The 13,194-nt window shown below is 56.4% G+C and carries 7 protein-coding genes; all 7 read left to right on the top strand.

Going from position 1 to position 13,194, the window contains the following annotated elements; genetic code table 11:
• Positions 1–610: sigma 54-interacting transcriptional regulator (locus tag ACWVCN_RS12125; RefSeq protein WP_455246038.1), on the top strand; the 610-nt coding region annotated here is incomplete at its 5' end.
• 350 nt (positions 611–960) lie between these two features.
• On the top strand, positions 961–4,512 hold the full coding sequence (locus ACWVCN_RS12130; protein WP_455246040.1) for a BadF/BadG/BcrA/BcrD ATPase family protein: 3,552 nt from the start codon (positions 961–963) through the stop codon (positions 4,510–4,512).
• 68 nt (positions 4,513–4,580) lie between these two features.
• The gene (locus tag ACWVCN_RS12135; RefSeq protein WP_455246042.1) at positions 4,581–6,389 is read left to right on the top strand and encodes a hypothetical protein; all 1,809 of its coding nucleotides are present in this window, start codon (positions 4,581–4,583) and stop codon (positions 6,387–6,389) included.
• Positions 6,390–6,487: 98 nt separating this feature from the next.
• The gene (locus tag ACWVCN_RS12140; RefSeq protein WP_455246044.1) at positions 6,488–7,327 is read left to right on the top strand and encodes a TRAP transporter TatT component family protein; all 840 of its coding nucleotides are present in this window, start codon (positions 6,488–6,490) and stop codon (positions 7,325–7,327) included.
• Positions 7,324–8,331, top strand: coding sequence for a TRAP transporter substrate-binding protein (locus ACWVCN_RS12145; RefSeq protein ID WP_455246045.1), 1,008 nt, complete (start codon positions 7,324–7,326; stop codon positions 8,329–8,331). Before ACWVCN_RS12140 ends, ACWVCN_RS12145 begins: the two co-directional genes overlap by 4 nt.
• A 64-nt stretch (positions 8,332–8,395) precedes the next feature.
• A complete protein-coding gene (locus ACWVCN_RS12150) occupies positions 8,396–10,204 on the top strand; it encodes a TRAP transporter large permease (RefSeq protein ID WP_455246047.1) in 1,809 nt (602 codons plus the stop codon).
• A 194-nt stretch (positions 10,205–10,398) separates the two neighbouring features.
• Positions 10,399–13,194 (top strand): MFS transporter (locus ACWVCN_RS12155; protein ID WP_455246049.1); only part of this gene is annotated, 2,796 nt, incomplete at its 3' end.

Genomic DNA, 13,194 nt, shown 5'->3' on the forward strand with positions numbered 1-13,194 from the left:
AACGGATCTGAAGGTCGATGTTCGAGTGGTTGCCGCTACGAATCGAGATCTCGAGTCGCTTGTCGAAAAAAAGCGCTTTCGGAGCGACCTCTACTATCGCCTCAATGTTATTGAGATCGACATTCCCCCGTTACGCGAGCGACTCGATGATTTTTCTGAACTTGCTGATGTTTTTCTCAAACGGTACGGAGAACGTGCCGGGAAAACGTTCCGAGGCCTCACACAAGAAGCACTCAGCCTGTGCCTTAAGTACAAATGGCCTGGCAACGTCAGAGAATTGGAGAACATGATGGAACGCGCGGTCACATTAGCACCGCCAATCAGTCACTGGATTACTCCTGATGTGCTCTCCCCGGCGATTCGCGATTCCGCGTCTCCCGACGTTCCTTCATTGGACGTGATGGACTTCGTGAAGCGTCTCCACTGGCCTGTCTTGCTTCAAACACTGAAACAAAGCGGCTCTCTCTCCAATCTTTTGGACCAGGTGGAATGGGCCATTACAAGCCGGGCCGTGACTGAGTACGGCGGGAACAAGACCGCTGCGGCCAGACTTCTCGGCAGGACATACAGGTGGCTGAGAAAACTTGAAAGCAAGATGACAGATAACTGATCGGATTCGCAATTGCGGAATTACACGAAGCGCCAACAAACTCACGAGATAGTCCCCGAATAGATTCCCCCTCCTTTGAGTATGAACCTGCTTTCCTGAACTATGAACGTTTGTTCATGAATTCATTCTTCATCCCTCCCGTACTCAAGAAACGATCCTGAATCCTAATTTACACAAATCCCTCCCAACTTGTTGCCATATCAGTCGATGTGTCTATTTGCATTCGCTCTCAATCCTACACGTACAACGTATGGCATACAGCTTGCCCCAATCTCTTAGCGAAGCATAGTGACATGGATTTTGGTTTGAAGGAACACAGCACGCCTGGAGACGGAAGGAGAACAAGACCAATGACTGCCCACCTCATGATCGGTCTCGACGTCGGATCGACAACCGTGAAAGCGACCGTCGTTGATCCAGAAACCCAAAATATTCTGTGGAGCGACTACCGGCGCCACGAGACCAAGCAAGCGGAAATGGTCCTCGAATTCCTTGACTCCATCGGGAACAAGTTCCCCCACGTACGGACAGACGAGATCCGCGCCTTCATCACAGGGTCGGGAGCTGGCCCCCTTGCCGAGCCGATCGGCGCGCGTTTTGTTCAAGAGGTCAATGCCGTCACCATGGCCGTGGAGAAGTTGCATCCGGATGTCGGCAGCATCATCGAGCTGGGGGGGCAAGACGCCAAAATCATCATCTTCAAAACCAACGAACAGACGGGAGACAAGCAGGCCTGCACGTCCATGAACGACAAATGCGCGTCCGGTACAGGGGCCACGATCGACAAGTGCGTCATCAAGGTCGGCATGCCGCCGGAAGTAGCAGGGCGGCTGAAGTTCGACGACTCGCGCCTGCACCACGTCGCCGCGAAATGCGGCGTCTTTGCGGAAACCGACATCGTCAATCTTGTCAAGAGCGGAATCCCCGCAGGCGAAATCATGTGTTCGCTGGCAGACGCCATCGTCATGCAGAACCTCTCGGTGCTTACACGGGGAAACACGTTACGGCATCGCGTCCTGCTGCTCGGCGGACCCAACACTTATCTCCCATTCTTACAAGAGTGCTGGCGCAAGCGCATTCCGGAGACGTGGAAGGAACGGGGCTACGACTATCCCAAAGACAAACCCCTCGAGGAACTGATTTTCGTTCCCGACAATTCGCAGTACTACGCCGCCTTCGGGGCCGTGATCTACGGCATGCATGAACCGGAAGAGGTCGGACGCTATCGAGGCGTGGAATTCCTCAAGACGTTCATTCAGCACGGGCGGAAAGCGAAACTGGGAGCGAATGCCGGTCTGCCTCTTGTTCGCGATCAACAGGAGCTCGAGACCTTCCGCGAAGAGTTCAAGATCCCTTCCTTTACCCCGGCTACGTTTTGGCCCGGCCAGATCGTGCGCGCCGGCATCGGCCTGGACGGAGGGTCCACATCTTCGAAAGCCGTGCTCGTGGCGGAAGACGGCACCCTTCTCAAAAAGGAATACCAGCTCTCCAAAGGCAACCCCATCCAGGACATGAAGGAGATGTTCGCCCGTCTGCGGGACTATGTGCAGGGTCAGGGGGCGAGCCTCGACGTCATCGGCTTCGGTGTCACCGGCTACGCCGGGGAGGTCCTCGAGAAATCTCTTCGCGCCGATGCGAATGTCGTGGAGACGGTCGCGCACATGATGAGCGCGGTCCATTTCTTCGGGAACGTAGATGTGATCTGCGACATCGGGGGCCAGGACATCAAGGTGCTCTTCATGCTGAACGGCGATATCAAGAACTTCCGGCTCTCGAACCAGTGCAGCGCCGGTAACGGGATGCTGCTTCAGGCCATGGCCGATCAATTCGGCATTCCCGTGCGCGAGTACGCCGACCATGCCTTCAAGGCGGAGCTCTCGCCGAAGTTCAGTTACGGCTGCGCAGTGTTTTTGGATTCGGACCGCGTCAATTTCCAGAAAGAAGGTTACGCGAAGGAGGAGCTCCTGGCTGGGCTTGCGATGGTCCTGCCCAAGAACATCTGGCAGTACGTCGTGCAGATCCCGCGCATGGCCGAGCTGGGACGGAAGTTCGTGCTCCAAGGCGGCACGCAGCATAACCTGGCCGCCGTCAAGGCCCAGGTGGACTATATCCGGGAACGGGTCCCCGACGCCGAGATTCATGTGCACCCCCACACCGGCGAAGCCGGGGCGATCGGAGCGGCGATGGAGGCGCTCCGCGTCGTCAAGCGGCGCGGCCACAGCACCTTCGTCGGCTTGGACGCGGCCATTGCTGTTGAGTTCAGCTCGCGCAACGACGAAAGCACCCGCTGCCGCTTCTGTCCCAACCTCTGCTCTCGCACCTTCATCGACACCCGCACACCCGACGGCGCTTCGGCACGCTACATCTCAGGATTCTCCTGCGAAAAGGGCACCGTTGAAAGTGTGGAAGCCATGAAAGAAATTGCAAGCCAGCGCAAGGGACTGATGAATCGCTTCCCGAACCTCGTCGCCTACGAAGGGCAGCTCTGCTTCAAGCACTTCTATGAGCCCGATCCCTTGCCGGAAGATGGCGCTGTCGTTCAGGGGATCGAAGTCAAACGGTCCTTGTTCGGCAACATGAAGCAGGTGAGCGTGACGCGCCGGTTCAGACGGTCTTCAGAGGAAAGCAGGAGCCGGCGCAAACAACTCCGCATCGGCATGCCACGTGTGCTGAATATGTGGAGCACCGGACCGTTCTGGCGCACCTACTTCGAGAGTCTTGGTATCGATCGCCGGGATATTGTGATGAGCGACGAGACAAGCGAAGAACTCTGGCAGGAAGGGGGGAAGTACGGCTCCGTGGACCCCTGCTACCCCAGCAAGGTCGCCCAGGCCCATATTCACAACCTGCTGTTCCATCACCACATCAAGAAAGCGCTCAACTATGTGTTCTTTCCCTGCATCACCCATGTGCCGTCGTTTGTTGCCGGGGTCATGGACACCGCAGCCTGCCCGATTGTCGCGGGAACGCCGAAGGTTATTCGCGCTGCCTTCACGAAAGAAACGGACTTTTTTGCGACACGGGGGATCGAGTATGTGGACCATGCCTTTACCTTCAGCGAGCCCTGGCTCCTCAAGAAGCAGATGCTCGAAGCCTGGGGCGAACGCCTCGCGATTACAGAGGACGAAAGTGACCTTGCCGTTGATCAGGGTCTCAGGGCGCTCCAGACGTTCGATCGCGAACTACAAGATAAGGGCAAAGCCATCTTGGAACAACTCGAGGCAGAGAGCCGTATCGGCATCCTCCTCCTCGGCCGCCCCTACCATAACGACCCAGGTTTGAATCACGGGGTGTTAGAGGAGTTTCAGGCGTTGGGCTACCCGATTCTGTCGATCCGCTCAATTCCCAAAGACCCGGCCTGGCTCCGCCGGTTTTTTCATGACGATCTAGAGAAGGACCTCGTTGAATCGCCCCTTGAGATCAATGACGTGTGGCCGGAGAACTACAGTGCCAACAGTGTGCAGAAGGTCTGGGCCGCAAAGTTCGCCGCGCGCCATCCCAATATCGCAGTCATCGATCTCTCTAGCTTCAAATGCGGGCACGATGCTCCAACGTACGGCCTCATCGACAGCATCATCTCGACCGCCGGCACTCCTTACTCGGCACTCCATGACATTGATGCGAACAAACCTTCAGGTTCCATCAAGATTCGCATTAAAACCTACGCCCACACGCTGAGCATGCGTGAGGAGTTGCTCCAAGACCTCGCCAAGAAGAAGCAGGAGCTCCATCGCAGGCTCGCTGAAAAGCGTTTGGCCCTGTTGGAGCAGAAACGGCGATTTCCGCAGCGCACAGAGGAGCCATATCCTGAGCTTGAGCAAGAGATCGCCCATCTCCGGGCTTCCCTAGGGAAGGAGAACCCTCAACAGACTAGCAAGTCCGTCCCGGTATTAGTTGCCTGATAACCTTCAACGGAACGCCGATGAGAGATTCTCTAGTCGATAGTCCCACCACACAAGGAGGCCGAATCATGAACAAGAACATTGCCGATAGCGACCACATGATCTGGGCGGAAGATTCACAAACCTTGCTGGATATTGATGCCGAACTGGCTCGCTTCGAAGCAGAAGAGCGAGTGCGACTAGGTCTGGCGGCACTGCAACGACCACAGTGGCGCGATCCTGTGCCGAGCACCTTTACGGAGGCACAACGTCCCCACACGACCTTGCTCCTCGCCGGGCTCACCGTGGCTCAAGACATCTTCATCCAAGCCGCCTTGCGGGGCTTGGGGTACAAGGCCGAAGCCATTGATTGTCCGGATAATGAGGCGCTGCGATTTGGGAAAGAGTTTGGGAATCGCGGCCAGTGCAATCCTACCTATTTCACGGTGGGAAACCTCGTCAAATACCTTTGCCTCCTCCGCGACAAACAGGGTCTCTCAACCAGGGAAATTATCGACCGCTACGTTTTCGTTACCTCTGGAGCCTGTGGGCCCTGTCGCTTCGGTACCTACGTCACTGAGTACCGGAAGGCCTTGCGGGATAGCGGGTTCAGCGGATTTCGCGTGCTTTTGTTTCAGCAGAGTGGTGGGTTGAAGCAGGCTACCGGGGAGGAATTGGGGCTACGGCTCGATACCCACTTCTTCGTCGCCGTAAGCAAGGCGGTCATCATCGGCGATATCCTCAACGCCCTTGCCTATCGAATCCGTCCCTTTGAAACCACACCGGGAGCCACGGATCAAGCCGTTAACCGGTGCAAAGATATCATTAGCCAGGCTCTCTCGACCCGCACTTCGGTGATCATGGCGATATGGCAGTGCCGTCGCGAGCTCTCGCGCGTGGAAGTGGATCGGACTCAGGCCAAGCCCAGGGTGGCCATTGTTGGGGAGTTCTGGGCCATGACGACAGAGGGGGACGGGAACTACAGACTCCAAAAGTTCTTGGAGGGTGAAGGCGCCGAGGTCGACATCCAGTTAGTCACCGCGTGGCTGCTGTACTCGGTTTGGGAGTGGCGGTTCGACACCACACGGCGGCTACACCTGGGGGGCAAGGATGAAGGCCGGTATGGCCTCAAGAATGTAAACGTGCTGAAGAGGCTGGTCTCACTGTGGGTCGCGGATCGCGCGATCAGAATCGTGTTTCAATCCTTCGCCCTTCTCATGGGCCTGAAAGGCTATCACCTCCCCGATATGGAGGAATTGGCCAAGGTAAGCCACGAGTTTTACGACAACCATCTGCGCGGCGGGGAAGGCCATATGGAGGTCGGCAAGCTGCTCCTTAACGTCATTCGAAATAAGGTGAACATGACACTAAGCGTTAAGCCGTTCGGCTGCATGCCCTCCAGCGGGGTCTCAGACGGCGTCCAGTCCTTGATTACCGAAATGTATCCCCAGGCGATCTTTCTCCCGATAGAGACCAGCGGGGATGGAGCGGTGAACGTCTACAGCCGCATTCAAATGCAGCTCTTCAAGGCGAAGCAGTCGGCGCAGAAAGAGGTTGAGGAGGCCCTGGCGCAGCACGGCCTCAGTGAGGAGAGCATGCGGGCGTATGTGCGAGAACGGCGTCGATTGCGGCAAGGCCTGCACCGCAGTCCGCACCATGCCGGGTGCACGGCGGCGGACCTCGTGCATGAGGTGGCACGGAGGGGGAGGCCTGTGACTGCCTTCCTGCGTTCGATCGTGCAGGGAATGAGGGTGATGGTCATGCGGTGCAAGGGAGCACTTTACCTGAATAAACCTCGACAGGCCTCTGTTGTGAACCAGCCGCCGAGCAGAGTCATTCAGCTCGACCCTGCTCCATCGCATGGACCACTGATCATGCCAACACGCCGTGCTGCTTAGTCAATAGGTGAGTCATGCGACGACCATTCTGTCTCCTTGCTGGCTTGCTTGCAGCTATCTTACTGAGCGGGTGTTCGGCCAAGCGAATGATGGCCAACATGATTAGCGATGTACTCGCCGGCGATTCTGAGGTCTTTGCTTCGGACGACGATCCTGATTTGGTCCGCGAGGCGCTGCCCTTCGGTCTGAAAACCTACGAGAGCCTGCTCGCTGTTTCTCCTGAACACGAGGGCTTGCTCCTCTCCGCGGCGAAAGGTTTCACAGCCTACGCTTACCTGCTCCAGGACGAGGCCGATCGTATAGATCAGCAGGATGTCATTCGGGCAAGGCTATTACGAGTCCGTGCAAAGCGACTCTATCTGCGCGGACGCGATTACTCAATCAGAGGGTTAGAGCTCGTCCATCCACGATTCGAAATACGCCTCCGACACGATCCCGGCTCGACTGTGGCTGAGACTTCGGAAGATGACGCCCCCTTTTTATACTGGGCTGCTGTATCGTGGGCAGGCGCACTTTCGGCCGAAGCCGAAGACCTTGACTTGCTCTCGGAAACTCCACTCATCAATGCTCTGATCAATCGGGTGGTGAAGGTACACGAATCGTACGAAGATGGAGCGGCTCATGAATTTCTTGTCTTGTACGATGCGCGTCGTCCAGGTGGAAGTGTTGCACAGGCACGGGAGCATTTTCGCCGATTCTTGGAGCTCGCCAAGACACCGCACGCTTCCATTTACGTGTCGATGGCTGAGAGCGTGTCCGTGCCTGAACAGAACCTGAGTGAGTTCAAGAAGCTGCTTGCAACCGCCCTAGCGGTAGACCCAAACCAGGACCCGAAGCTACGACTAGCCAACGTGGTTGCCCAACGGCGCGCACGGTGGCTCCTCACACGAACGAACGATCTTTTTCTCGAAGTTGACCATTCGGAGGACAAGCCATGAAACAGACATTCTTCGCGATTGTAAGCTTCGCCGCCGCTGTGCTTCTCAGCACAACTGCTCTAGCTCAAAGCATCAAATTGGGTACTCTCGCGCCGCAAAACTCACCGTACTACGATATCTTGCGGGACCTCGCCGAAAGTTGGGCTGAGATTTCCAACGGAACAATTCGTTTCCGTATCTACCCAGGCGGTGTCGCAGGCGATGACCCGGATATGGTCCGAAAGATGCGCATCGGGCAACTCGACGCTGCGTTGCTTGCTGGTTCAGGGCTGGCTGAGATCGCACCGGAAATCAAAGCCCTGCAGTTACCAATGCTCTTCGCGAACAACGAGGAATGGGATTACGTTCGCACAAAGATGGCGCCACGTTTGGAGCGTATCCTGGCAGACAAGGGTTTTACGGTATTGGTTTGGGGAGATGCGGGGTGGGTCTATCTGTTCACCCAGGAAGCAGTAGTCACTCCGGATGATCTCAAGCCGCTACGGTTGTTCGTCTGGAGCGGCGATCCTGGAATCGTCCAGGGTTGGCGGAATCTCGGATATCATCCTGTCCCGCTCGCTGTGAACGAAATTCACTCAGGACTGCATTCGGGACTGATCCACGCCTATACGACTACTCCTCTCGCATCGTTATCCTTTCAATGGTTCGCGTTGGCCCACCACATGACCGACCTCAAATGGGCTCCGCTAGTGGGCGCCATAGTCATTGCAGACCGGAAGTGGAAAGCCATTCCGGATGAAATAAAACCGGAACTCCTGCGGTCGGCCCAGATCGCGGGGCAGCGCTTCCTCACAAAAGTTCGACATCACAACGCAGACGCAGTACGCGTCATGAAAGAACACGGCCTCGTGGTTCATCCCGTACCGTCCGATGTCAGAGCCGAGTGGGAAACACGGTTTCGTGCAAATTACCCAGTGATTCTGGGCGAGGCAGTGCCCAAGGGGCTTGTAGTGGAAGCAGAGCAACTCCGCGATCAATTCCGCACAACTGTACCGTCTCCTTGAATTGCCTTTCGCCAGCTGGTCCTGAAGAAGTAGTGTCCAATTCGCTACAAGGAAGCTCGTTGAAATGAAATGCCGCGTCATGGTGCAGAGTGCCCATTCTATTTGGCGGTCGCTGGAAAACAGCTTAGCCAGTACGGTCCTTCTTGCCATGGCTGCACTGCCAGTCCTCGAAATAATTCTCCGCAAAGTTTTCAACGCAGGTTTACCTGGCTCCGCCAGTTATGTCCAAGGGCTCACGCTGTGGGCGGGATTTCTCGGTGCCGTGCTTGCCGCACGGGACGGAAAGCATCTGACTTTTTTGGCCGGATGCAGCCTCCTCCCTCAATGGGGCCGGCGGGCAGGAAATGTTGCAGGAGCGATTTGTGCAACTACCATTGCAAGCGGGTTGTGCTGGGCCGCCCTTCAATTTGTTCTCGCAGATGCGAACTCCCCCGTCGTTATTGCGGGGTGGCTGCCCGTCTGGGTTGTTGAGGCCATCCTGCCAACGGCCTACGCCACGATAGCAATCCACTTCATGATGCGGGCTGGGAATATGCGAGACCGGTTCATCGCGGCTCTCGGAATTCCCTTTGCCTGCGTCATTGGATTTCTGCTGATGCCTTGGGCATCTCAACTCCTCTGGACGGGCCTTGCCGTTCTACTTGTTGCAGCCTTTCTCAACATGCCGATCTTTGTGATCATCGGTGGAGCCACATTGCTCCTTTTTCAGGTCGAAGGAACACCGGCTGCCGCAATCCCTGTCGAAACCTATCGGCTGGTAGTCTCTCCGTCAATCCCCGCCATCCCTCTCTTCACACTGGCCGGCTATATCCTGGCTGAGGGAGGGGCAACCAGAAGACTCGTCCGCCTTTTTCGAGCGCTCTTTGGATGGCTTCCTGGCGGTCTTGCGATTGTGGTCACGCTGCTCTCCGCGTTCTTCACAACTTTTACCGGCGCGTCGGGAGTCACTATTTTGGCACTGGGAGGTCTTATGCTCCCAGTACTCCTGGGTAACGGATATGGAGAACGGTTTTCAGTCGGACTCCTCACCGCCACCGGTTCCATCGGCCTGTTGTTTCCTCCTAGCCTTGCCGTCATCTTGTACGGCGTCGTGGCCCATGTTTCCATCCTCGACCTATTTCAGGCAGGCATCATACCGGGACTGCTGCTCGTCGGAGCCGTATGCACGCTTGGGGTACGCGAAGGCCGACGGGCTCAGGGAGAATGCGTCCCTTTTGAAATGCGGGAATTATTCGCCGCGGCATGGGAATCGAAGTGGGAAATCTTCATCCCAGTCATCGTATTGGTGAGCCTCTTCGGAGGATTCGGCACCCTGATCGAAACCGCTGCCATCACAACCGTTTATGTCCTCTTCATCGAGCTCGTCGTCCATCGGGAGTTGAGCCCGCGTCGAGAACTCCCAGAAGTTCTAGGCAAATGCCTTCATCTTATCGGAGGCGTGTTTGCGATTCTTGGTGTGGCCATGGGCCTTACTAACTACCTTGTTGACGCCGAAATTCCCATGAAAGCGGCCGAGTGGTTTGAGTCTCACGTGCACTCACCTCTGGTCTTTCTCCTCGCCCTGAATGTGTTCTTGCTTATCGTCGGCTGTCTGCTGGATATCTTCTCTGCCATCAGCATCGTGGTGCCGCTCATACAGCCGATCAGTCAAATTTTTGGGATAGATCCGGTTCATTTGGCGATGATATTTCTGGTCAATCTTCAATTGGGATACCTGACACCACCCGTCGGTCTGGACCTGTTCTTTGCCTCTTACCGGTTCGATAAGCCGCTAGGGCAAATATGTCGGAATACAATTCCTTTCTTCCTGCTCATGCTGCTCGTCGTCCTCTTGGTAACTTACGTCCCGATATTGTCCTTGGTAGGACGATAAAAAAGTCTATTCCTATACAACGGCACAGCTTCTCAAATCGCCTAAACCCCTGGATCGTTCACCGCATCTGCGAGTGTATGGGGCCAGCAAGAAATGAAACAGGTGGGTTGCTCAAGCAACCCACCGAGAAATATTTGCATGTCTTCACGTTACCTGGCAGACTGCGCATAGTTACCAGCGCAAATGATTCGACCTTGACGACTCCCTCACCACAGCCTCAGCCCTCTCGTTTACTTCGCGGCCTTTTGGTCGCCCAGTTTTTCGGCGCATTCAATGATAACGCCTGGAAGCTGATGGTCGCGCTGCTGGCTATCCGCCAGCTTTCCGCCTCCATTGCACCCGGTCCCGAATTCGAAACTGCCGCCCAAACTCAGACGACAATCGCATTCGTGATCTTCACACTTCCTCTCGTGTTGTTTTCCCCGGTCTCCGGTGTTCTGGCCGACCGGATGAGCAAACGCACCGTCATCATCATCATGAAATTGCTGGAAGTGGTTCTGATGGCCGCCGGTACCCTAAGCCTGTTCATCACCCCGCAGGGCGGATGGCTTCCACTCATCGTCTTAGGCGGTATGGGCATGCAGAGCGCATTGTTCAGCCCCGCTAAGTACGGAATTCTTCCCGAACTCATTGCCCATGAGAAACTCGCAGCGGGTAACGGCGTGCTGGAAATGTGGACGTTCGCGGCGATCTTAACCGGAACAGCCGCCGGGGGATTCCTGCTTCAGGGCGCAGGTGAGACAACGTGGCTAGCCGCTCTTGTCCTGGCTCTCCTGTCCCTTGTCGGTTTAATCGCTTCCTGGTTTGTCCCTCACGTGCCTCCTGCTCGAGCGGAGGGAGGCATATTCGCAACCTGGCAAGGAGCCTGGCGCGCCATTCGCAACGAGCGTCTGCTTCGGCTGGCGGTTGGGGGACAAATATTTTTCTGGACCATTGCGAGTCTCTTTGGTCAGGACATCCTGGTATACGCCAAAGCGGTCCTGCATCTCTCTGACGCCCTCTCCGGACTTCCGCTGACGCTTCTGTCGGTCGGGATAGGGCTCGGCGCCATCATCGTCGGTCGTCTTTCGAAATCCCGAATCGAGTATGGATTGATTCCATTAGGCGCAGTGGCTACAGCCTTTCTACTGAGTCTCTTGGGTTTCCTCACTCCTCAATTGTATGGAACATTGGCGCTGATGACCCTGCTCGGTGTCTCATGCTCATTTATCTTTGTTCCTCTCAATGCCATGGTCCAATGGAAGGCTCCGGCGGATCGACGCGGAGCTGTCATCGCCCTCTCCAACACCGGTGTGTTTACCGGCATCATGCTGGGTTCCCTGAGCGGTGGTGCGCTCGCAAACGCAGGGCTCTCAAGCAGCGGAATTATGCTGGCCACAGCGGCTGTCACGGCCGGTGGTGTCGTATGGTCTCTGCACCTCTTGCCGGATGCATTCCTGCGATTGATTCTGGTGATCCTCACCAACAGTCTGTATCGGCTTAGAATCATCGGACACGAGCATGTGCCGGATCGTGGAGGCGCGCTTCTTGTGCCCAACCACGTGTCATTCATCGATGGCTTCCTGCTCATCGCCAGCGTCGACCGGCCGGTTCGATTCGTCGTTGATGCGCAGTACGCGGAGCAGCCGATACTCAAACCGTTCATGAAGATGCTCGGGGTGATACCCATATCATCGCACGGCGGGCTGCGCATGGTTCTGCGCGCGCTCCGTGATGCCGGTACTGCCATCGACAAGGGTGAGATGGTCTGCCTGTTTCCGGAAGGTCAGATCACCCGCACCGGAACGTTGCTGCCATTCCGGCGCGGATTCGAGCGCATCATGAAGGGTAAGACGGCGCCGATTATTCCTGTTCATCTGGACCGTGTCTGGGGAAGCATCTTCAGCTTCAATCATGGCCGCTTCCTATGGAAACTTCCGGAGCGGATCCCCTACCCTGTCACCGTCTCGTTCGGGACACCTCTTCCATCGGATACACCGGCTCACGAACTACGCCGCGCCATTCGTGCCCTCGGCGAAGCCGCGTGGTATCTCAGGAAAAACGATCGACTCCCACTGCACCGTGAATTTATCCGCGCGATGAGGAAGCGCCCGTTCCGGTTCGTCATGGCGGACCACAGTCGCCCGCATGTATCCTCGTTTCAAGCGCTTATCGGATCGATCGCACTCGCCAGGGCGCTCCGAAAATACTGGCAAGGGCAACAGCACGTTGGAATTCTTCTTCCTCCGAGCGTTGCGGGCGCCCTGGTCAATGTGGCCGCGCCTCTGTGCGACAAGACCACCGTAAACCTCAACTACACGGTTGGCAAAAGCGGACTGGAAGCAGCTGTGCGGCTGGCTGGAATTCGGACCATTGTTTCGAGCCGTGCGTTTATCAAGAAGGCCAAGCTCGAATTGCCGGACGGGCCTACGATGATCTGGCTTGAAGACGTTGCCAAAACGATTGGCACAGGAAAGAAATTGCTCGCCGCTTCCCTAGGACTGTGCGCTCCTGCACGCCTGATCGAAATGGCCTGCGGGCAACGGGTCCCGACGACGATCGATGACCTTGCGACGATCATCTTCAGCAGCGGCAGCACCGGAGAACCGAAAGGTGTCATGCTGTCGCACTTCAATGTCGACGCAAACGCGCAGGGAGCCACACAGGTCCTACACCTCTATGAAAAAGAACGGGTCCTTGGAATCCTGCCTTTCTTCCATTCGTTCGGTTATCTCGTCTTCTGGTTCGTCATGTTCAATAACGCCAGTATCGTGTTTCATCCCTCACCGCTTGACGTGGTCGCTATCGGCGAACTCGTACGACGTTACCGCATATCATTCCTTGTCACCACGCCGACGTTTCTCCAACTGTATGCCCGCCGCTGCACTCCCGAGCAGTTCAGCTCATTGCGGGTCATAGTCACCGGTGCAGAGAAGCTTCCAGCGCGATTGGCTCAAGCCTTTGAAGATCAATTCGGCATTGGACCGATCGAAGGCTATGGCGTGACCGAG

It is taken from the genome of Petrachloros mirabilis, assembly GCF_975968855.1.

Coding starts and splice junctions, on each gene's coding strand:
- ACWVCN_RS12150 (WP_455246047.1), top strand. CDS start 8,396: ATGAAATGCCGCGTCATGGTGCAGAGTGCCCATTCTATTTGGCGGTCG.
- ACWVCN_RS12130 (WP_455246040.1), top strand. CDS start 961: ATGACTGCCCACCTCATGATCGGTCTCGACGTCGGATCGACAACCGTG.
- ACWVCN_RS12140 (WP_455246044.1), top strand. CDS start 6,488: ATGATTAGCGATGTACTCGCCGGCGATTCTGAGGTCTTTGCTTCGGAC.
- ACWVCN_RS12135 (WP_455246042.1), top strand. CDS start 4,581: ATGAACAAGAACATTGCCGATAGCGACCACATGATCTGGGCGGAAGAT.
- ACWVCN_RS12145 (WP_455246045.1), top strand. CDS start 7,324: ATGAAACAGACATTCTTCGCGATTGTAAGCTTCGCCGCCGCTGTGCTT.